This window comes from Pseudomonas sp. Hz4, from assembly GCF_054898165.1.
Genome location: NZ_CM142719.1, coordinates 1,899,552 through 1,919,015, shown reverse-complemented (window position 1 = coordinate 1,919,015; position 19,464 = coordinate 1,899,552). Strand labels below are relative to the sequence as shown.

Annotated in this window: 21 protein-coding genes; 7 read left to right on the top strand and 14 right to left on the bottom strand. The window is 59.0% G+C overall.

Annotated features, from left to right (window positions below):
• Positions 1-370 precede the first annotated feature (370 nt).
• A complete protein-coding gene (ltrA, locus tag ACYZTR_RS08660) occupies positions 371-1,663 on the top strand; it encodes a group II intron reverse transcriptase/maturase (protein ID WP_461972436.1) in 1,293 nt (430 codons plus the stop codon).
• Between the two features lie 158 nt (positions 1,664-1,821).
• Here the strand turns inward: ltrA and ACYZTR_RS08655 are convergent, their stop codons facing one another.
• Positions 1,822-2,712: an AraC family transcriptional regulator gene (locus ACYZTR_RS08655; RefSeq protein ID WP_461978042.1), complete on the bottom strand. Its 891-nt coding sequence runs from the start codon at positions 2,710-2,712 to the stop codon at positions 1,822-1,824.
• A gap of 190 nt (positions 2,713-2,902) precedes the next feature.
• Here ACYZTR_RS08655 and ACYZTR_RS08650 point away from each other — a divergent pair, with 190 nt between their 5' ends.
• Complete coding sequence (locus ACYZTR_RS08650; RefSeq protein ID WP_461978040.1) at positions 2,903-3,955, top strand: NAD(P)-dependent alcohol dehydrogenase; 1,053 nt, start codon at positions 2,903-2,905, stop codon at positions 3,953-3,955.
• Here the strand turns inward: ACYZTR_RS08650 and ACYZTR_RS08645 are convergent, their stop codons facing one another.
• From ACYZTR_RS08645 to ACYZTR_RS08625, 5 genes are all read right to left on the bottom strand, one after another.
• The gene (locus tag ACYZTR_RS08645; RefSeq protein ID WP_008152270.1) at positions 3,956-4,759 is read right to left on the bottom strand and encodes an IclR family transcriptional regulator; all 804 of its coding nucleotides are present in this window, start codon (positions 4,757-4,759) and stop codon (positions 3,956-3,958) included.
• Between the two features lie 60 nt (positions 4,760-4,819).
• A complete protein-coding gene (locus tag ACYZTR_RS08640) occupies positions 4,820-6,130 on the bottom strand; it encodes an MFS transporter (RefSeq protein ID WP_056745425.1) in 1,311 nt (436 codons plus the stop codon).
• 168 nt (positions 6,131-6,298) lie between these two features.
• Positions 6,299-7,447, bottom strand: coding sequence for a galactonate dehydratase (gene dgoD, locus ACYZTR_RS08635; protein ID WP_008152275.1), 1,149 nt, complete (start codon positions 7,445-7,447; stop codon positions 6,299-6,301).
• Between the two features lie 46 nt (positions 7,448-7,493).
• Positions 7,494-8,114 (bottom strand): 2-dehydro-3-deoxy-6-phosphogalactonate aldolase, encoded by a 621-nt coding sequence (locus ACYZTR_RS08630; protein WP_461978038.1) that lies wholly within the window; start codon positions 8,112-8,114, stop codon positions 7,494-7,496.
• Between the two features lie 19 nt (positions 8,115-8,133).
• Positions 8,134-9,126, bottom strand: a complete 993-nt coding sequence (locus tag ACYZTR_RS08625; protein WP_461978036.1) for a 2-dehydro-3-deoxygalactonokinase — start codon at positions 9,124-9,126, stop codon at positions 8,134-8,136.
• A 179-nt stretch (positions 9,127-9,305) separates the two neighbouring features.
• On the opposite strand from ACYZTR_RS08625, the gene ACYZTR_RS08620 reads away from it, so the two are divergent.
• A complete protein-coding gene (locus ACYZTR_RS08620; protein WP_461978034.1) occupies positions 9,306-9,566 on the top strand; it encodes a hypothetical protein in 261 nt (86 codons plus the stop codon).
• Between the two features lie 136 nt (positions 9,567-9,702).
• On the opposite strand, the gene ACYZTR_RS08615 is transcribed toward ACYZTR_RS08620, so the two are convergent.
• The 4 genes from ACYZTR_RS08615 to ACYZTR_RS08600 form a co-directional block, all read right to left on the bottom strand.
• Positions 9,703-10,200 carry a hypothetical protein gene (locus ACYZTR_RS08615; protein WP_461978032.1) on the bottom strand — a complete coding sequence of 166 codons (498 nt, stop codon included), beginning with the start codon at positions 10,198-10,200 and terminating at the stop codon, positions 9,703-9,705.
• 6 nt (positions 10,201-10,206) lie between these two features.
• On the bottom strand, positions 10,207-10,938 hold the full coding sequence (locus ACYZTR_RS08610) for an alpha/beta hydrolase (protein ID WP_461978030.1): 732 nt from the start codon (positions 10,936-10,938) through the stop codon (positions 10,207-10,209).
• A 5-nt stretch (positions 10,939-10,943) separates the two neighbouring features.
• Positions 10,944-11,438, bottom strand: coding sequence for a PAAR domain-containing protein (locus tag ACYZTR_RS08605; RefSeq protein ID WP_449645185.1), 495 nt, complete (start codon positions 11,436-11,438; stop codon positions 10,944-10,946).
• Positions 11,439-11,671: 233 nt separating this feature from the next.
• Positions 11,672-12,154 (bottom strand): GNAT family N-acetyltransferase, encoded by a 483-nt coding sequence (locus ACYZTR_RS08600; RefSeq protein ID WP_129437409.1) that lies wholly within the window; start codon positions 12,152-12,154, stop codon positions 11,672-11,674.
• Between the two features lie 160 nt (positions 12,155-12,314).
• On the opposite strand from ACYZTR_RS08600, the gene ACYZTR_RS08595 reads away from it, so the two are divergent.
• The 4 genes from ACYZTR_RS08595 (at position 12,315) to ACYZTR_RS08580 (ending at position 15,007) form a co-directional block, all read left to right on the top strand.
• Positions 12,315-12,968, top strand: a complete 654-nt coding sequence (locus ACYZTR_RS08595; RefSeq protein ID WP_461978027.1) for an HD domain-containing protein — start codon at positions 12,315-12,317, stop codon at positions 12,966-12,968.
• A 112-nt stretch (positions 12,969-13,080) separates the two neighbouring features.
• A complete protein-coding gene (locus tag ACYZTR_RS08590) occupies positions 13,081-14,286 on the top strand; it encodes an MFS transporter (RefSeq protein ID WP_461978025.1) in 1,206 nt (401 codons plus the stop codon).
• Positions 14,287-14,369: 83 nt separating this feature from the next.
• A complete protein-coding gene (locus tag ACYZTR_RS08585) occupies positions 14,370-14,708 on the top strand; it encodes a hypothetical protein (protein WP_461978023.1) in 339 nt (112 codons plus the stop codon).
• Positions 14,709-14,752: 44 nt separating this feature from the next.
• Positions 14,753-15,007 carry a hypothetical protein gene (locus ACYZTR_RS08580; protein ID WP_282375731.1) on the top strand — a complete coding sequence of 85 codons (255 nt, stop codon included), beginning with the start codon at positions 14,753-14,755 and terminating at the stop codon, positions 15,005-15,007.
• Between the two features lie 73 nt (positions 15,008-15,080).
• Here ACYZTR_RS08580 and ACYZTR_RS08575 read toward each other — a convergent pair whose 3' ends face one another.
• The 4 genes from ACYZTR_RS08575 to ACYZTR_RS08560 all read right to left on the bottom strand — a co-directional run bounded on the left by ACYZTR_RS08575 (position 15,081) and on the right by ACYZTR_RS08560 (position 19,423).
• Positions 15,081-16,010 carry a PfkB family carbohydrate kinase gene (locus tag ACYZTR_RS08575; RefSeq protein WP_461978021.1) on the bottom strand — a complete coding sequence of 310 codons (930 nt, stop codon included), beginning with the start codon at positions 16,008-16,010 and terminating at the stop codon, positions 15,081-15,083.
• Entirely contained in the window at positions 16,003-17,469 is a 1,467-nt protein-coding gene (locus ACYZTR_RS08570) for a purine-cytosine permease family protein (RefSeq protein ID WP_461978019.1), read from the bottom strand. The genes ACYZTR_RS08575 and ACYZTR_RS08570 overlap by 8 nt, the downstream gene beginning before the upstream one ends.
• A gap of 245 nt (positions 17,470-17,714) precedes the next feature.
• Entirely contained in the window at positions 17,715-18,713 is a 999-nt protein-coding gene (locus tag ACYZTR_RS08565) for an ADP-ribosylglycohydrolase family protein (protein WP_461978016.1), read from the bottom strand.
• Positions 18,710-19,423, bottom strand: coding sequence for a GntR family transcriptional regulator (locus ACYZTR_RS08560; protein ID WP_461978014.1), 714 nt, complete (start codon positions 19,421-19,423; stop codon positions 18,710-18,712). Before ACYZTR_RS08560 ends, ACYZTR_RS08565 begins: the two co-directional genes overlap by 4 nt.
• Positions 19,424-19,464: the final 41 nt, after the last annotated feature.

The window sequence follows — 19,464 nt, the reverse complement described above, 5'->3', positions numbered from 1 at the left end:
TGAGGGTGACCGAGTGTGGGGAGGAAGCGTGAATCGAAACCGTGAGCCGATGGACAAGAACCGGATATAAGGCGATGCCGATCAGGGCGAGCGGGCAGCAAACCGCGAAGCTCTTGTGGTCAAGGGTCAGGCAGCGTAAATCCGGCGGTTGTGCGGGGAAGGATTGCGTTCTTACCTGGGGAGATCTTGCCTTGTGCCTGAAAGGGCGACGGCGCCAGCCGGAGCGAGAAGTCAGCAGAGGCCGTAGTAGTCTTTTTTTTTGACGAAGGGCCGAACGAGAGAAAGCGTTATAGGCCATGTTGATGCGAACGACCGGAAGTCAGATGCCTGCCAAACGCGGGGCGGATGTGAGGACGGGAGCGGTGAAACCGTGAGAAGCCCCATCAGCGACGAGGTCAATCGCCCGCAAGATGAATCCGACAACGCAGGGCAAGGGCTGTTGGATCGGGCCTTTGCGAGAGAAAACCTGAAGCGGGCGTGGAAGCGGGTCAAAGCCAACAAAGGTGCAGCGGGGGTCGACGGTCTGGATATTCAACAGACGGCCGAACATCTGCTGACTCAGTGGGCGGCGATTCGTGAACAGCTTCTATCCGGCATCTACCGGCCCAGTCCGGTACGCCGCGTGGTCATTCCCAAACCCGACGGTGGTCAGCGCGAGTTGGGAATTCCGACGGTCACCGACCGTTTGATCCAACAAGCGTTGCTGCAAGTCTTGCAGCCACTACTCGACCCGACTTTCAGTGAACACAGCTACGGCTTTCGCCCGGGACGCTGCGCGCAGGACGCCGTTTTGGCGGCTCAGCGCCATGTGTCTTCGGGGCGCAGAGTGGTGGTGGATGTTGATCTGGAGAAGTTCTTCGACCGGGTCGACCACGACATTCTGATGGATCGTTTACGCAAGCGGATTGCGGATCGGGCGGTTATCCGGCTGATTCGGGCGTATCTGGATGCGGGAACGCTGATCAATGGCGTGGTCGAGAAAAGCCGTTGCGGGGCGCCGCAAGGCGGCCCGCTGTCGCCGTTGCTGGCGAATGTGCTGCTGGACGAAGTGGATCGGGAGCTTGAACGTCGAGGTCATTGCTTCGTACGCTATGCCGACGATGCGAATGTGTATGTTCGCAGCCGCAGGGCTGGGCAGCGGGTAATGGCTTTGCTGAAGCGTCTGTATGAAAAGCTGCACTTGAGTGTCAACGAGAGCAAGAGTGCGGTGGCGAGTGCGTTTGGTCGCAAGTTTCTTGGATATGCCTTTTGGGCGTCGCCCCAAGGCGTCAAAAGAGCTGTGGCGGTCAAAGCGCGCAAGCAGTTCAAGCAACGGATACGCGAACTCACCCGTCGCTCAGGTGGCCGCAGTCTGCGACAAGTCGTCGAAAATCTACGCCCTTATCTCTTGGGCTGGAAAACTTACTTTGGGTTGTCACAAACACCGAAAATCTGGCGAGAGCTTGATGAATGGATACGACACCGACTGCGAGCGATCCAGCTTAAGCAATGGCGGCGTGGACCGACGATCTACCGCGAACTGAGGGTGCTGGGAGCCAGCAGTCAAACGGCCCGGAAAGTGGCGGCCAACTCGTGTAGCTGGTGGCGTAACAGCCGATTTGAGCTGAATCGAGTGTTGGATGTGGCATGGTTCGACAGGCTGGGACTGGTGCGACTCTCATAACCTCAATCTCTCGAACCGCCCGGTGCGGACCCGCATGCCGGGTGGTGTGGCAGGGGAGCGGCCTATGAAGGCCGCCCCCTATGCCGATGCCGCCATTCTTCGGCTGACGCCATTCCCCTGTGGGAGCCAGCTCGCTCCGACAAGGGGTCAACGGTGGATCAAGTAGCGCGCTCATCACCGGGATTGCGCTCGAAGTAGCGCTTGTACTCGCGACTGAACTGCGACGTACTCTGATACCCCACCCGATGCGCCACCTGCGCCACCCCCAAACCTTCGGCGAGCAACAACTGCTGGGCCTTGAGCAAGCGCAAACGCTTCAAATACTGCACCGGCGACAACAAGGTGCTGCGCTTGAAATGCTCATGAAACGTCGACGCGCTCATGTTCGCGCAACTGGCCAGGGTCTCGACGTTCAACGGCTCGGTGTAATGCGCATGCAGATGGCTGAGCGAGGCTGCGACCCGAGCGAATTGGCCCTGCTGTTCGACCAGCGCGCGCAACACATCAGCCTGCGGCCCGCGCAAGGCAACGAACAACAACTCACGCAATCGGGCCGGCCCCATGATCTGGCATTCCAGCGGATCGTGCAGACAGCGCAACAGCCGCTCTACACAACCGCGCATGTCATTATCGAGCACAGCCGAGGTCATCGACTCGGGTGTCTGCGCAGGAATATTACGCCCCGGCGCCAGCCCCATGGCCAACACCAACTCGCCGAGCAGCACCCGGTCAATGGAGATGGAAATCCCGAGCATTGGCCCATCCGGCGCCGAAAAAGTTTCGCACTCAAAAGGTACCGGCAATGCCTGAATCAGATAATGCCCGGCACCATATTCCAGGGTACGCGGCCCCAGGTATGCCAGTTTGCTGCCTTGGGCGATGATGACCAGGCTCGGTTCGTAAATCTGCGGACCACGGGCCACATCGCAACTGGCCCGCAAAACCTGCACCCCCGGTAACGCTGTCGGTACGAAACCGTCGCGGATCGCCAGTGGCTCAATCAGCGAAACCAGCGTGGCATTGGCATCGAGATGTCGGGTCAACAACATGAGAGCTCTTCACAAAAAAGTCGCGGAAAAAGGGATGACAGCATCATCGCAGGTCTGATCGCCAATGCGACCCATTGAAGGCTGATGCCGGAGGATTAGGCATGACACCCGGAGGAATCGCCATGGCCGGTGACAGAGGCGGCGCCCAGAATGTGCCACCTCACCTGTCACAGCTTTTGCGAGGTTCATCATGTACACCGCCATCGGATACGCCGCCCAGTCGGCCACCACCCCTCTCGCTCCCGTGAAGTTCGAGCGCCGCAGCCCACGGGCCGACGACGTTGCGATCAATATTCTCTACTGCGGCGTCTGCCATTCCGACATCCATCAGGCACGCAACGAGTGGGGCATTGCCGTCTACCCGCTGATGCCCGGCCACGAGATCGTAGGCAAAGTTACCGCGATTGGTGCGAACGTCACCCAGCACAAAGTCGGCGATCTGGTTGGCGTCGGCTGCATGGTTGACTCCTGCCGCAGCTGCGAAGCCTGCCAGTCGAACCTGGAGCAATACTGCCTCGAAGGTCCGACCATGACGTACGCCACCCCGGACCGGGTTGATGGCAGCAACACCATGGGCGGTTATTCCGACTGCATCGTGGTCAGCGAGCACTTCGTCGTGCGCATCCCGGAAAAACTCGACCCGGCCAGCGCCGCGCCGATCCTCTGCGCCGGCATCACCACCTACTCGCCGCTCAAGCACTACGGCGTGAAGGCGGGCGATAAGGTCGGGATTCTCGGCATGGGCGGCCTCGGCCACATGGGCATCAAGTTCGCCAAGGCGATGGGCGCGCAAGTGACGCTGTTCACTCGCTCAGCGAGCAAGGCTGAAGAAGGTCGTCGTCAGGGTGCCGACCACGTAATCGTGTCCACCGATGCCGATCAGATGAAGGCTGCGGCCGGCCATTTCGACTTCCTGCTGGACACCATTCCAGTGCAGCACGATCTCAATCCCTACCTCGATACGCTGCGTTTCGACGGCGTGCACATTCTGGTCGGGCTGATCGAACCGGTAGATCCACCGGTCCACGCTGGCAAACTGGTGATGAGCCGTCGCGTATTGGCCGGCTCGCTGATCGGTGGCATCGCCGAAACCCAAGAGGTGCTGGATTTCTGCGCCGAGCACGACATCACCTGCGACATCGAAATGCTCGACATCCGCCAGATCAACGAGGCTTACACCCGCATGATCGCCGGGGACGTGAAGTACCGCTTCGTCATCGACATGGCGACACTGAAGGTTTAATCAGACCTTAGCGCCAAGCTCCGCCGACAGCCGGGCTGTGACCCCTTTGATCAGGGGAATCAGCTCGGCCATTTTCTCCAGCGGCATATACGGCACGGTGCTGGCGATGCTGATGCCGGCGACGATGCGTTTGCTGGCATCGCGGATCGGCGCCGCCACGCAACGGATCGACGGTTCATTGTCTTCCAGATCGAAGGCATATCCGCCCGCCACATACTCGACCATGCGCTGCTGAAACTGCTCCCAGGACTGCTCCGGGTGCTGCGGCCAGAATTGATTTTTCCCACCCGCCGGCAAGCTGACTTCGTACAGCCGCTGCCATTCTTCCTGCGTGTCATCAAGCATCAGCGCCTTGCCGATCCCGGTCCGCGCCAACGGCATGCGATGGCCGACCCGCGAACGCATTTCCGGGCCGTTGCGCCCCGGATTCTTGTGCAGGTACAGCACCTCGTCGCCTTCACGAATCGCCAGATGAATGGTGTCACCCGTCAACGCCGACAACTCATCCAGATACGGACCGGCCAGGGTCACCAACGGCAGCTCTTCGCGCGCCTGGAAACCCAGTTCGATCAGCTTCGGCCCCAACAGATAACCGACTTGCGGCACCACGCGCAGGTAACGCTCGTCCACCAGGCAACTGGCCAGACGATGGGTGGTGCTGCGTGTGGTGCCGATCAGCCGGGCGATTTCCTTGAGATCGCGAGCACCACTGGCCACGGCCTGAACCACACCCAAACCACGAAGCAGTGTCTGGGTGCCGGTCGGTGCGGCGTCCTTGGCGATTTTTGGGGCGTCTTCCTGCATATCCAGCCTTTACCGTTGAGCGAGTGAACGGGCGGCATTATGGTCGCCCGACGGCTGCGACTACAACTTGATACGCTCGACCTTGCCTACCAGCAAGATGTAGGAAAGCGCACCAATCAACGCCAGAACCGAGATGTAGGTGATCGCCGGGGCAAACGAATCACCGGTGGCGAGGAAACCGATGACGATCGGCGTGGTAATCGCCGACAGGTTGCCGATGAAGTTAAACACCCCGCCGGTCAATCCCAGCAATCGCGCCGGAGCCAGTGTTGAAACCAGCGACCAGGTGATCGAAGCCAGCCCGTTACCGAAGAACGCCAACGCGAGGAAGGCAATCACCAGCGGTGTCGACTCGACGAAGTTGGCGCCGATGATCGAGGTGGAAATCAGCAGGCCGCCAATGATCGGCAACTTGCGGGCGAAACCCACTGTGTAACCGCGGCGGATCAGCCAGTCGGAAAAGAACCCCGAACACAGCACACCGACGAAGGCCGCGAGAAACGGCAGCGACGCCAACAGGCCGGACTTGATGAAGTCCATGCCGCGATATTTCACCAGGTAGGTCGGGAACCACGTCAGAAAAAACCATAACGTCGAGTTGAGGCAAAACTGGCCGAGGTAGATACCCCACAATTTGCGTTTGGTCAGCACGATGCCGAGGTCGATCCAGCTGAATTTGGCTTTGACTTTGGCTTGTTCAGCCTGGATATCCACCAACCCGCCGCCCTCGCGGATCAGGTCGATTTCGGCGTCATTGGCGCCTTTGAAATCCCGTGGCTCGCGGTACACCGCGTACCAGATCACGGCCCAGAGAATGCCCACCGCACCGGTGCTGACAAACACCATGTGCCAACCATATTGGTGCTGCAGCCAGGCCAATACCGGCGTCAGGAACGCCAGACCGACGAATTGCCCGGAAGTGTAGAAACCGATCGCCGTAGCGCGCTCGCGCTCGGGAAACCAGGTGGTGACCACACGGCTGTTGATCGGGTACGCCGGTGCTTCCAGTGCGCCGACCGCCATACGCAACACGAACAGTGCGATGAAGCTGGCCGCGAAGCCAAGCATGACGGTGGCGATCGACCATAACAGCAGCGCAACGCTATAGAGAATCCGCGGCGGGACGCGATCCACCAGCCAGCCGCCGGGGATTTGCATGGCGGCGTAAGTCCAGCCGAATGCGGAGAAAATCAGACCGACATGAATCGGATCGATGCCCAGCTCGCTGGTCAGCGCCGGAGCGGCGATGGACAGGTTGCTGCGGTCCAGGTAGTTGATCACCACGGTGATAAACAGCAGCACCATGATGAAAAAACGCTTGCGGCTGGGCGTCACCAACGACGCCTGCCCGGTGAGGGTTTGCGGTTGCATGGGGAGTGCCTCTTCTTATGTTTATTGAGGTCGTGATCGTTCCCACGTCGAGGCGTCGAACCGTCCGCGTGGGAATGCAGCCAGGGACGCTCCGCGTCCCAAGAGCGGACGCAGAGCGTCCGGTGAGGCTTTCCCACGCAGAGCGTGGGAACGATCACCGTGCGAGCATCACCACTCGGCAAAGCTGCCATCGGCATGGCGCCAGATCGGGTTGCGCCAGCGGTGGCCGACCGCCGCGCGTTCGATGACGTATTCCTCGTTGATCTCAATCCCCAAGCCCGGGCCATTCGGGATCTTCACGAAACCTTTGTCGTAGTCGAACACCCGTGGATCCTTGACGTAATCCAGCAGGTCGTTGCTCTCGTTGTAGTGGATGCCCAGGCTCTGCTCCTGGATAAACGCGTTGTAGCAAACCGCGTCCAGTTGCAGGCACGCCGCCAACGCAATCGGGCCCAACGGGCAATGCAGCGCCAGCGCCACGTCATAGGCTTCGGCCATGTTGGCGATCTTGCGGGTTTCGGTGATACCGCCGGCGTGGGAAGCATCCGGCTGAATGATGTCGACATAGCCTTCGCTGAGCACGCGCTTGAAATCCCAACGCGAAAACAACCGCTCACCCAAGGCAATCGGGGTGCTGGTCAGCGGAGCGAGTTCCTTCAGCGCTTCGTAGTTTTCGCTGAGCACCGGCTCTTCGATGAACATCAGTTTGTACGGATCGAGTTCTTTCATCAGCACCTTGGCCATGGGCTTGTGCACCCGGCCATGGAAGTCCACGCCGATGCCGACGTTCGGGCCTACCGCGTCACGCACGGCGGCGACGTTGGCCAGGGCCAGGTCGACTTTCTCGAAGGAATCGAGGAATTGCAGTTCTTCGGTGCCGTTCATTTTCACCGCAGTGAAACCACGTTCGACGGCCTCTTTCGCAGCGCGAGCGGTGTCCGCCGGGCGGTCGCCGCCGATCCACGAATACACACGAATCTTGTCGCGCACCTGACCTCCGAGCAGATCGCTGACCGATACACCCAAGGCCTTGCCCTTGATGTCCCACAGCGCCTGATCGATACCGGCCAACGCGCTCATGTGGATGGCGCCGCCCCGGTAGAAGCCGCCGCGGTAGAGCACGGTCCAAATGTCTTCAATGTTGCGTGGGTCTTTGCCGATCAGGTAGTCGGACAATTCTTCAACGGCGGCGGCAACCGTGTGCGCGCGGCCTTCGACCACGGGTTCACCCCAGCCGGTTACGCCCTCATCGGTTTCGACTTTGAGGAAGCACCAGCGTGGCGGAACGATGAAGGTGGTCAGTTTGGTGATTTTCATCTCGTCTCTCTCTTATTAGGTGCAGCGCGCTCGGCGCCAAAAAGTCTCAACGCAGAGCGTTCCATGCAGCGACATACGCCTTGGCGTTTACGGCCACTTCCTCAGGCGTCATGCCTGGTTTGAACAACCCGGAACCCAGTCCGAAGCCTTTGACGCCAGCGTCGATAAACACCTGCATGTTGTCCGGCGTGATCCCGCCGACCGGTGCCAGAATCGTTCCCGCAGGCAGCACCGCAAGCCAGGCTTTGACGACTGCCGGGCCCATCTGCTCGGCCGGGAACATCTTCAGCACGTCCGCCCCTTCGGCCAGTGCGGCAAAGGCTTCGGTCGGCGTCGCCACACCCGGCGACAGGTACAACCCCGCCGCCTTCGCCGCACGCAACACCTTGGCATCGCCGTGAGGCATGACGATCACTTGGCCCCCCGCTGCTTTCACTTGCTCGACCTGTTCCGGCGTCAACACCGTGCCCGCGCCGATCAGGCAATCGGCGGGCAAGGTACTGCGCAGGATGCGGATGCTTTCGTACGGTTCAGGGGAATTAAGCGGCACTTCGATGACGCGAAATCCAGCGGCGTAAAGGACTTCGCCGATCGCTTCCGCTTCTTGCGGGCGCAGGCCACGCAAAATAGCGATCAGACCGTTTTGCGCCAATGCTTGCTTGAGCATGTCAGACCTCCAGTCAGTTTTAACGGGATGGATTGGGTTTGATCAATGCGGCGGCAACCGCCAGTTGCCACAAGCCGCGTTCGGTGGCTTGTTCGGCCAGGGTCACCCGGGTAAAACCGCAGGCGTCGAGGGCTCGGCTGTAGCGGGCACAGAGTTGGGCATTACCGATGAGGATGATCGAAGGCAGATGAACGCTGTTGCGTCGGCGTCGCTGAACACTCGCCAACGCTGACAGTTCATGGCCGATCAACAGACCGGACAAGTAATCCGGTTGGGCGGTAGCGCTGAGTTCGCCCGTCAATCCGAGGCTGCGGGCACTGAACACTGTCGACAACGGCCCGATCTCGCCATCCGCCGACAAGGCCACCTGCACACCACGATCAAAGGCTTGGCTATCGAAGGACGCGCCCTTTTGCTGCGTGCGCCCCAGAATGCTGTGTTCGCTGAGCACGGCGAAGACTTCGCCGGTCATGAAGGTATCGAAATGCACGATGCAGCCGTCGGCCACTTCCACCCATTTCGAGTGACTGCCCGGCAGGCCGATCAACAGATCGTTGCCCGCCTCGTCCGGCAGATTGTGCAGAACGCCAAGCACCTGGGTTTCTTCGCCACGCATCACGTTTGGAAAGCGAGAACGCTGAATCACGCCCGGCACGATGTGCACATCGACACCGCGAAGACTGCGAACCGTTTGTAGGGAAGTTCCGAGATTGGCAACGTTCGCCGGCGTATCGCAGTAAGCCGCTTCACGCCAGCCTTGGGCGCTGCCGACCATGCCGCAAGCAATCACCGGCAACTCGGGCTGAGCGTCGAGCCAGTCACCGCAGGCCTCATCGAACGCCAGCTCAAAACCGTCGGTGCATGCCTGACCCGCAATCATTCGCGGCGTTTTGGGCAGCTGCATGATCCCCGACGACAGCGACCGCTGTTCGAGCACCTGGCCACCCGCGGCGAGTTTGTAAGCACGTAATGAGGTTGTACCCCAATCGAGCGCGATCAATTGCGCCAGCATCGATTCACCTGTTTTGTTTATTGGCAGTGAGTGAGCGGACTATAAACCCGGACGCGTTTAAATCTCAATATATAAATATCACTCCCATATTATGGGATCTATAAGCATGACAAGATTTTCTCTGCCAACGCTTTAAACATCGGTCCATCGGAACGACCCCCAGCTTTCAAGGAAGAAAAATGAAGATTGCATTAAAGGCGCTACTGCTCTGCAGTGCACTCTGGTCCGCCGCCGCATTCAGCGCATCGAAAGAATTGCAAGCAGGCGATATCTGGGCTTACAAAAATCGGCCGGGCGAGGACGCATCAACGCTGACGATCCTGAAAATCGAAAATTATCCGAAACTGGGCAAGGTCGTTTACATCAGGGTTGATGGCTTTCGGATGATCAGTTATTCCGGACTTCAGTCAGGGTTATACAGCGTGGAAAGCGGCGTGTGACGAAGGGAAGGCCGGGGCTTTCAAGATTACCGTTCGACAAGTCCTCGACGGATTGATCAACAGTAATTGGGAAGCCAGTGACTGAGTGAGAGGCTGCTTTTTCCCGGCAAACAACCTCGCATCACCTAGGCTTGTTTTACTGTTTAGAAATAGCCTTCAACAGTTCCGCGGTCGGCACGTGCATGACCTTGGAGAAGTACGTATTGTACGTGGTGGTATGAACTCGAAACACGCACGAAATAAAATCACGTTTCTTCAATAGCGGAATCAGGGCCTCTCCTTCCAAATAATTCTCTCCTCCTTTTCCGCTTTCTGACTCACTAAAAATGACATTCGCTCGATAGAGCAATGGCGCCGGCTCAATCACTTTTCCTACCAAGCCAAAACCGGAACGCTTTATATGGTGTGCTTCGGTAAAATCCAGATCATCTTCTAAAGAACAGACAAGCCCCTCACCTATTCGCGACTTGAATAACTGAAGAAGCTCCACATCGGAAGTGAAATAAATCTGGTAAAGCCCAGTATTACGAAGTTCCTTTACAATGGAGTACTCAAGCGTTGCGATAGGTCTTCCATGATTGAGAGAACAAGATGCACTCATCAAGAGTGTTAAAAACAAAAAAAACTTATGCATCCAGAGTCACTCCCTAAAGTAGCTCAAAATCGACTCGTTGAATATTTTCCGAGCAGACTTGCCACCAGGCAATGTCTGTACAAACATCCTGTCGGCATCGGCATGGTTGACGTCCACCCGCCCCATGACATTAGGTCCCTGTGTTACTTGCCACTGTTCACCAAAGTCCGCGACCAGATCCGACACATTCCAGTCGACCGCTGCAGCCCGAATATTAACCCAGAAGTCAGCCTTGGGTATTGGCTCCCGTCTATAGATACTTGAGATGCCGTAGACGATTTTCCCTTCACCTACTGGATCCAGTGTAATCAGCATTTTTACTTTGAAGCCTTTGTCTGTCAGCACACTGGAAAGGTGGGCACCATTCCAACCACCGAGACTGTGGCCAACGATGTAAATCGCGGTGGAGCAATTAGGTATTCGGCTCAACACATTGCGTTCAAGATCATCATTACTAATAAACGAATTATAACTGAGCGCCCACGACGGACAGCGCTTCAAAATCTCCAACTGCTTTGCGTCATCAACAGAAACCCGGCGCACATAATCAATATTATTATTGGGTCCTGTACCGTAATAACTTTCCTGATCGCCCGCACCACCAATAAAAAATATAACCAAGTCTCGCAAAGTAACAGGTGCCTGTTTAACAGACTGGTCCGTTTTACAGGTCAATGTATGGGTTTTTACTTCTCTTTTAGGCAACGCTTGTTTCACCGCCGCAGCTTCACCAGCCATGCCAATCACTCCACAAACAATTTAATGGTCTCGGCCAAATGAGAACTGACGGTGTGAGTAAAACCGGACGCATCCGTAACGCCATGCTCTTCGCTGCCGTCACCACGCTGAATGGTGTACGGGTGATAAGGAATCGGCTCACCGGTCGCGTCATTCACCACTTGTAATCTGTCGGTGAAATGCACCGGCATCGGAAGCAACCCACTAAAGGCTGCTCCGCCTCCGCTTTGTCCGATGATAACGGTCCCGGAACCGCCGATGACTACATTGCCGTGCCCGCCCGTGCTATCGAGGGTTGCAGCGTTGAGACCATTGATGAATACCGTACCCGAAACAGCACCGGTAATTGGGCTGCCACAGGCAGATTTGTCCGTCATGCGAGCAGCGGCCAGACCATCGAAGAAAACATCTGGCGATCCAGAAACAATCGGATTGGTGCCATGTCCGGGTAACGGGCACGACGTAGGGTCGGTAACGCGCGCAGCAGGTTTTCCACTCAAGTCAAAGCTCCTTGCTTTTGAGTTTTAAAGCGATGGTGGCAAACATCTAGGGTGCAAAAGAAATGCACCAACAGCGTTCAACCAAATCGGACAGTCGATGGCGATCGTGACGAATGTCGAGAGATGAAGATGCCATAGGCATTGCAGGTGTCATCCGTGAGCGCGCAAAGGCGCACAGGATGCCGGACTAGACCGGTGGCGACAACTGGATTCGGCGTTTGGCAATATGTGCATCACCGCCCCTCGGCAAACTCCCGCAACACCGCCCCATCCATCCGATACCGAACCCACTCTTCCTGCGGCTGCGCGCCCAACGACTTGTAGAACTCGATCGCTGGTTTGTTCCAGTCCAGCACGCTCCACTCAAATCGACCGCAATCATTGGCGCAGGCGATTTTCGCCAGATGGCGCAATAAGGTTTTGCCGGCACCGCCACCACGCTGCTCAGGGGTGATGTAGAGGTCTTCGAGGTACAGGCAGTTGCTGCCCAGCCACGTGGAATAACTGAAGAAGAACACCGCGAAGCCGATCGGCGAGCCGTCGCGCAGGCAGATCAGGCCGTGGGCGGTGGCGCCTTCGCTGAACAGGCTGCGCTCGATGTCGGCGACACTGGCGATGACTTCGTGGCGGGCACGTTCGTAGTCGGCCAGTTCGGTGATGAACCCGAGGATTTGCGGTGCATCGCTCGGGGTCGCCGGGCGAATCTCGATCGTCATGGACGTGCCTTCGTCAAAAGTGGAAAACGCCATACTAAGTCGGCGAGCGGCGCTCGTCACACTGGAAATTCAAAGCTGATCCATGGAGCATGTGTAGCAGCTGGCGAAGCCTGCTACAGGGCTGTCGCTGCAAAAGACGTTTTCACTTAACAGGATGTTTATGAACACTGATGCTTTCGCGCCACTGCAACTCCACGCTACGCAACTGCTACCCCACGCGCTGGAACCCTCAGAGGACGGTGCTCATGATCTGTCGCACTTGCAGCGTGTCTGGCACAACGTGCGAACACTCCATGCTGAGGAAGGTGGCGATCTTGAAGTGCTGCTCGCGGCGGTGCTTTTGCACGATTGCGTGGCGGTAGAGAAGAACTCGCCGCTGCGTTCTCAGGCGTCGCGGCTGGCCGCCGAGAAGGCATCGATAGTGTTGGCGGACATGGCTTGGCCAAGCGAAACAGTCAACGCTGTTGCCCATGCCATCGAAGCGCACAGTTTTTCCGCCAACATCGCGCCGACCACGCTCGAAGCAAAAATCATGCAGGACGCCGACCGCCTCGACTCCCTTGGCATGCTCGGTGTCGCGCGAACCTTTTACATCGCCGGACGTATGGGTAGCGCTTTGTATGATCCACAGGATCCTGAAGCGAAGGAGCGGGAATACGATGACAAACGTTTTTGCCTCGACCATTTCCAGACCAAACTGCTGCACCTGGCGGACGGATTCCAGACGACCACCGGCCAGCGTCTGGCGCAGATTCGCCACGAACGGTTGAAGGGATTCATGGTGTTGTTCAAGGAAGAAATCGGTGCCTGCTGAAGACCTTACTCCGGCCAACACTAACCCTGAAATCGATAACCTCAGACCTAACATCCACGCGTTGCGTGATAGATAGATGAAGCTCTCTTCTATCGGGTCAAGGAACCGCGTCATGTCTAGCGCAACACCCCCAGTCTCCAGCAGGTTGTTCGGCCTGTTTTGCCTCGCCAGCTATTTGCTGTCGCTGTCCTACGGCTCGACATTTTTGTTGTCGCTGTTGATCGGTTCCCGCGGCGGCAACGAGCACGATGCCGGCAGTGTGATTTCGGCAGCGATGCTCAGCACCTTTGTCGCGGTCATCGCCTCCGGACACTTGTCCGATCTACTCGGTGCGGCACGATCAATTGCCCTGTTCGGCGTCTTGCTGGTGGCCGCCAGCCTGGGCTTCGCCCTGACACCAGGTTTCGGCAATCTGCTGTTGTTTTTCGGACTCTTGCTGGGGCTGGGTTGGGGCGTGTTCTACACCTTGGGGCCGATCATCGTGGCGAGTCTGGTAACGCCTGCCCAGCGTGCAAAATACTTTGCGCTGCTGTCGGGCAGCATGATGACCGGGATCGGCAGCGGTCCATTACTGGGTCGCGCCGCGAGCGCCCTCGGGTATCCGATCACCGCGGCGTTTTACCTGGCGGCGCTGGCCAGCCTGTTGGGCGTGTTGCTGTTCTGGCGATTGGATTCGCAGCTCAAGAAGGCGCCCGCCCACTCGGCAGCGGTGTCAAGAATCTCCTGGCGGGCAGCGGCGCAAGTGCTGTCGTCCAAAGCGGTGTTCCCGATCATCATGGTGGGCCTCGGTGGTTGCGTGTTCGGCGGTCTGTCGAGTTTTCAAACCAGCTACGCGGCGGCGCGTTCACTCGACTATTCACTGTTCTTCCTCGGTTTCATGAGCGCAGCGATCAGCAGCCGAATGCTGATCGCCAGCTTCGTGGTCAAGCGCGACCCATTCTGGGCGTCCTGCCTGCTGTCGGGCCTGATGATGGGCTCGATCCTGATGTTCGGTTTCGTCGTCGACGACGGGTTCAGCTACGTGCTGGCGGCAGTGATGCTCGGAGTCGGTTACGGGCTGACCTATTCGGTGATTAACGGCCTGGCGGCCAACGAGACGCCAAACGGCACCACCGCGCAATCCTTGCTGCTGTTCAGCCTGTCCTACTTCATCGGCGTGTTCGGCTTTCCGCTGCTGGCCGGGAAAATCATCGTCGAACAAGGGATGTCGACGCTGCTGCTCACGGTGCTGGCAGTGGCCCTGCTGAACTGGCTGATCAGCGTCGGCCGGCTGGTCTGGCGCCGCGCCTGTACCAGCAAAGCCTTGCAGCAGGCCTAGACCGTTCGTCGTTCATCAGGCACCAATCCAAATCGTGGGCGGACCAACATCAAGTAGGGACTCTAATTAAATGGAGACACACCATGATGATGTCCAAATTGACCGCCCTCGCTCTCACCACCCTGTTGTCCTGCGCCACGTTTGCCGCAACCACCGCCACGGGTACTGGCCCGACCGATCCGGTCGAAAAACCCAAATCCCCAGCCATCCAAAGCGCACCCGGCATCAACACCAATGGCACGGGCGTCGACAGCAGCCTGCCTCCGTCTACGGGCACCGACCCACGGACCCAGGGCAACGACGCGGGCCGTCAAGGCGGAATGAACAGGCCAGACACCCAGACACCTGATAACGCCGACACCGGCGTCGGCTCGAAAACCACCACCGGTGGTTCGGGCTCAGAAGGCGGTGCCAGCCAATAGTTCGCCGACGCGAGCGACCTATCCACATCCAGGAAGAGGTAACCATGAACGTCGATAAAAACCTTGAGAAAGAAATCCTGACCCGTCTGCTGCATGCCCATCCAAGCGGCTTGGGCAAAGAGGTCCTGGACAATTACCGGGGGGAAAAAGTCGTGGCCAGCACCCTCGCCACGCTGCAGGATCGCGGGCTGATTCAACATGGGCATGTGACCTGCAACGAAGCGGGTGAGCATTCGTTGAGCTTGCCGATCAAACTCAGTTCCGCAGGGGTTGAGGCGGCGCGTAAGCTGGACGTTTAGCAAGACTAATCAGGTCGCAGTCGTGCGCGGCTGCGACCGTTTGACAGACTCGAATTTTAAGGCCCCATCGCGATCAGGCAGCGAAAGTCTGGCTAATTAGCGCATCCACCTCGGTACTCCCCGGTGAAGTCGCCGGCCCCCATCGAGTCACCGCCAACGCCGCCGCCGCATTAGCCCGCCGCGCCGCTTCAACCGCCGACAATCCTTGCGCCAACCCGGCCACAAATACCCCGGCATGCGCATCCCCCGCACCATTGCTGTCTACCGCCTCAACCTTGAAACCCGGCACATGCTGGCGGTCTCCACGCTGGTTGATCCAGCATCCTTGAGGGCCGTCACGAACCACCATCAAAGCGTCGACCGGCAGATGATCTGCCAACCGGTTCAAGGCCTCGGCAATGTCCGACGTAGCGGTAAACTTCAACGCCTCGACACTGTTGCTGGTCCACAGATCGATGCGTGCCAGCAAGGCTTGCATCAACGGCTCATCCGGCGAATCCACCAGCGGACCCGGATCGAACACCACGTTGATCGCGCTCGGTAAATCCAAAATCCAATCCACCAGTGCCTGGGCTTTGCCGCCCTGCAGCAGGCTGTAGCCGCTGACGTAGACATAGTCACCCGCCTCGGCCGGCACGCTCGCCAAATCCTCGGCAGTCAGCTCACCTTCGGCACCGATATAGGAAATGAAACTGCGCTCGGCTGACGCTTCGGTGACCGCGACGCACAATCCCGTATCCCGCTCAGCGCGGTGAGTGATGCCGATCCGAATGCCTTCAGCGTTCATCGCTTCGCGGGCAAGGTCGCCGAAACGTCCGGTGCCATGACGGCCGAGGTAAACCACCGGCAAGCCATTGCGCTGGGCGGCGGCCATCACGTTAAAGCCGCCGCCGGCCTCGAAACTGGCGGACTGCGCCAGTACATCGCCGCCCGAATGAGGCAGTTTATCCACGGCCATGACCAGGTCGATGATGACCTGGCCGGTGTGCAGCAACCTATGCATGAGCGTTCTCGGTCATCGCGGCACGACGATCCTTGGCCCCGCCGAGTACCCAATAAATCCCGCCGGCCATCAGGAACGTCACGATCCAGCCGAGGCCGTTATGGCCCAGCCAGGAGTCGGACAGGAAGCCGCGGAACCAGACAGTTTGTTCGGTCGTGCCAATGGTGGTGAAGCTGAAGCCCAATACGATCGCCACCGCCCACGCACCGAAGGCGCGCCACTCAATACCGCCGTTGTACCAGTAGGCACTGCTCGGGCTGACGTCCAGCAGGTCTTTGGGGCTGTAGTAATGACGGTGAATCAGGTCGACGACGAAGATCGCGACCCACGCAGTGATCGGCACCGCCAGCAGCGAAATGAAGGTAATGAACGGGCCGTAGAAACTGTCGGCGATCAGCATGAAATAAATCGAACCGGCGAAGATCGCGACGATATCGACCACCACCGCGTAGACGCGTTTGACCTTCAGGCCGAGGGTCAACGTGGTCAAACCGGCGGAGTACACCGAGAGGTTGTTCGACAGCAGCAACCCACCGAACGCGGTGATCAGGTACGGCACGGCCATCCAGGTCGGCAGCATGTCGCGGATTGCAATGATCGGGTCAGTGGCCGAGGCCAGGTCATTGTTGCCCACCGACAGCAGGCCGCCGAGGGTGATCAGCAGTACCAGCGGAATCCCCGCACCGAACGCCGCCGACGCCACCAGGCGCACGGCTTTGACGCTGCGATGCTGATAGCGCGACATGTCGGCACCCGCGTTGGCCCAACCAATCCCAGTACCCGCGGCCATGGTGCCGACGCCGATGATCATCGCACTCAACGGCGCGGGCGTTGCGTTGAACACCGCACTCCAGTCGATGGTGGCGCAAAGGAAACCGCCGACCAGAATGTTCAGCGCACCGAACACGTAAGTCGCCCACTTCTGGATCACCAGCAACGTGGCGTGACCGAGGCCGGAGACCGACAACGTCAGCAACACAAAAATCGCGATGAACACCAGGGTCAGCAGCGGTGCGCCTTTGGCTTCTACCGGCGAGCCGAACAGAATCGAGCACAGCGACAACAGCACGAACGCTGCGGTGGTGGTGTTGACGGTTTCCCAGCCCAGACGCGACATCAGCGAAACCAGGGTCGGCCCGATGTTGCCGCGCACACCGAAGATCGCTCGCGACAACGTCAGGCTCGGTGCGCGACCACGGCGACCGGCAATGGAGATGATCCCGACCACCGCGAACGAACCGGCGGCACCCAGGATCGCGACAATGATCGCCTGCCAGATCGCCAGCCCGCGAAAGGCTACGAGGGTCGCACCCAGCGGCAGGCCAAGGATAGAAATGTTGGCCGCGAACCAGACCCAGAACAGTTGCAACGGATGACCGTTGCACTCCGCTTCCGGCACCGGCTCGATGCCACGGGTTTCCAGTTGCCCGGCGCTTTGCCCGGCGTTCGATGAACTCATGTGAAAATGCTCCTGTTGCCTTTGTTGTGGTTGTGGGCAATGACGGAAGACAAAACGACATCCCGGCTGTCCTGGCCAAGTCAGTGCGATCCATTGCGTGTAAAAAATTCATTTAGGCGGCGCGGCCTTCGCGAGCAAGCCCACCACCTTTGATCTGCAGCGCTCACAAATACTGTGCATGGCACATAACTAATGTGGGAGCGGCGGTGCGGCGATCCGACTTGCTCGCGAAGAGGCCAGTCCAGTCAACGCAAAGCCAAAAGCCCTTGCACCAAAGGCTCCAGCTCCAATGCATTCACGGCTTTGACCGTGTCGATCATCTCGACCGGCCAACTCTCAAGGCCCAAGCAGGCCCCGAGCATGGCGCCGAGAATCGCCGCGATGGTGTCAGTGTCGCCGCCAAGGCTTGCGGCCATGCACAGCGCTTCGAAAGCGTTCATTTCGCCAATGGCCACTTGCTGGGCCAGGGCAAACGAGACCACCACCGATTCCTGCGAAGCCACTGAAGTGCCAATGACGTCGTACATCAAGTCCGCCAGCAATGCCTTGTCGCTGTCGACACTGAGGGTCCGCGCCCAGCTGATGCGCGAGGCGATGCGTCCGCCAGCCACCCAGTAACCGTGGCTTTCAGCTTGATGAGCGATTTGCTGGCCGAGGTTCAACGCCTCGCCCAGGTCCATGCCGTTGATACCGGCCGAGACCACCGCCGCCACCGCCGCCGCGCTGGAAATGCCCAACGTGGTGTTGTGGGTGACCTGGCAAGCCTGCACGACAGCGTTGACGAAACGCTGCGGATCGGCGACGTCCGTCGCGATCCCCACCGGCGTGATGCGCATCGCCGCGCCATTGGTGGTGCCGTAGCGTCCCGCTTCTTCTGGCGAGTGGCCGGCGAGAATCATTTCGATAGCACGTTTGGTCGAAGGGCCGAGCAAGTCTTGCGAGCCCTTGGCCTGCATCGCGGTTTCCCATTCGATCAGCCGCTGGGCGAGCATCGCCGGTTCGATCCGGCCCTCGCCTTCAACCAGCAATTGGCCGACCAGAATCGCCTGTTCAGTGTCATCGGTGATCGAGCCTTTGGGCATGTTCGCGGCGATCGGTTGATCCGGGCCGGCGTCTTCCAAGCCAGTAATTTCGCCGAAGCGCGTCTTGATCTCGGCGCGACTCAGGGATTGGGTCGGCATGCCCAGCGCATCGCCCAGGGCCAGTCCATAGAACGCACCCAAGGCACGGTTGAGCGCGGTCATTGCGAGGTTCCAAATTGCAGGTGCAGGCGAAAGTGCACCGGGTCGAGCAAACTTTCGACCTGCTCCATGAAGCGGTTTCGACGGTCGTAGGTGGTGCGCAAGGCCTTGAGGAAAACCGTGCCGACAGGACGACTGAGCAGTTCGGCGTCTTCGGCGTTCAAAGGTTCGGCGCCGATCCATTGATCTCCGCGTTCGCCGATGTAGCCATAGGCGGCCAGGGTGATGGTCAGGGAGTTATCGATCAGGCCCACTCGCGGCAGGCTTTCCAGGCCTCCGGTGGCAGGCATCAATGAGCGTTCGAGGGAGACCAGCTTGCCTTCGTTGGTACGGCGGCGCCGGTCGAGGGTGATGAATTGGTCAGTGCCGAAACGCGGCAACAGGTCAGGACGGGTGACCGCCTCCAGCCGCAGCACTTCGGTGTTGATTAGCGCCCCGCTGTCGGCCAGGGCCTGCGCCCAGCCGCTGCGCTGATCGAGCACGACACCGTCGAAGGTGACGATGGAGCCCACCCCGCTTTGGGTTGCGATGTAGTTGCGCCGTTTCAACTCGGCCAGGGCTTCGCGCAGCGTGCCGCGGCTGACTTTGAATTCTTGAGCCAACTGATGCTCACCCGGCAACAGAAAGCCGTCCTCTATGAGGCCGCCTTCGATGCGCCGGATGAGTTCGTCGACCACCCGTTGTTTCTTGTCAAATCGTACCTGTCTAATCATGTACAGAGTGATAACCGAAACAGGGTTGGGCGGGCAAGGGA

Excerpts from the sequence above, each read along its gene's own strand:
- ACYZTR_RS08655 (WP_461978042.1), bottom strand. The coding sequence starts at position 2,712 with ATGTTGTTGACCCGACATCTCGATGCCAATGCCACGCTGGTTTCGCTG.
- ACYZTR_RS08650 (WP_461978040.1), top strand. The coding sequence starts at position 2,903 with ATGTACACCGCCATCGGATACGCCGCCCAGTCGGCCACCACCCCTCTC.
- ACYZTR_RS08645 (WP_008152270.1), bottom strand. The coding sequence starts at position 4,759 with ATGCAGGAAGACGCCCCAAAAATCGCCAAGGACGCCGCACCGACCGGC.
- ACYZTR_RS08640 (WP_056745425.1), bottom strand. The coding sequence starts at position 6,130 with ATGCAACCGCAAACCCTCACCGGGCAGGCGTCGTTGGTGACGCCCAGC.
- dgoD (WP_008152275.1), bottom strand. The coding sequence starts at position 7,447 with ATGAAAATCACCAAACTGACCACCTTCATCGTTCCGCCACGCTGGTGC.
- ACYZTR_RS08630 (WP_461978038.1), bottom strand. The coding sequence starts at position 8,114 with ATGCTCAAGCAAGCATTGGCGCAAAACGGTCTGATCGCTATTTTGCGT.
- ACYZTR_RS08625 (WP_461978036.1), bottom strand. The coding sequence starts at position 9,126 with ATGCTGGCGCAATTGATCGCGCTCGATTGGGGTACAACCTCATTACGT.
- ACYZTR_RS08620 (WP_461978034.1), top strand. The coding sequence starts at position 9,306 with ATGAAGATTGCATTAAAGGCGCTACTGCTCTGCAGTGCACTCTGGTCC.
- ACYZTR_RS08615 (WP_461978032.1), bottom strand. The coding sequence starts at position 10,200 with ATGCATAAGTTTTTTTTGTTTTTAACACTCTTGATGAGTGCATCTTGT.
- ACYZTR_RS08610 (WP_461978030.1), bottom strand. The coding sequence starts at position 10,938 with ATGGCTGGTGAAGCTGCGGCGGTGAAACAAGCGTTGCCTAAAAGAGAA.
- ACYZTR_RS08600 (WP_129437409.1), bottom strand. The coding sequence starts at position 12,154 with ATGACGATCGAGATTCGCCCGGCGACCCCGAGCGATGCACCGCAAATC.
- ACYZTR_RS08595 (WP_461978027.1), top strand. The coding sequence starts at position 12,315 with ATGAACACTGATGCTTTCGCGCCACTGCAACTCCACGCTACGCAACTG.
- ACYZTR_RS08590 (WP_461978025.1), top strand. The coding sequence starts at position 13,081 with ATGTCTAGCGCAACACCCCCAGTCTCCAGCAGGTTGTTCGGCCTGTTT.
- ACYZTR_RS08585 (WP_461978023.1), top strand. The coding sequence starts at position 14,370 with ATGATGATGTCCAAATTGACCGCCCTCGCTCTCACCACCCTGTTGTCC.
- ACYZTR_RS08580 (WP_282375731.1), top strand. The coding sequence starts at position 14,753 with ATGAACGTCGATAAAAACCTTGAGAAAGAAATCCTGACCCGTCTGCTG.
- ACYZTR_RS08575 (WP_461978021.1), bottom strand. The coding sequence starts at position 16,010 with ATGCATAGGTTGCTGCACACCGGCCAGGTCATCATCGACCTGGTCATG.
- ACYZTR_RS08570 (WP_461978019.1), bottom strand. The coding sequence starts at position 17,469 with ATGAGTTCATCGAACGCCGGGCAAAGCGCCGGGCAACTGGAAACCCGT.
- ACYZTR_RS08565 (WP_461978016.1), bottom strand. The coding sequence starts at position 18,713 with ATGACCGCGCTCAACCGTGCCTTGGGTGCGTTCTATGGACTGGCCCTG.
- ACYZTR_RS08560 (WP_461978014.1), bottom strand. The coding sequence starts at position 19,423 with ATGATTAGACAGGTACGATTTGACAAGAAACAACGGGTGGTCGACGAA.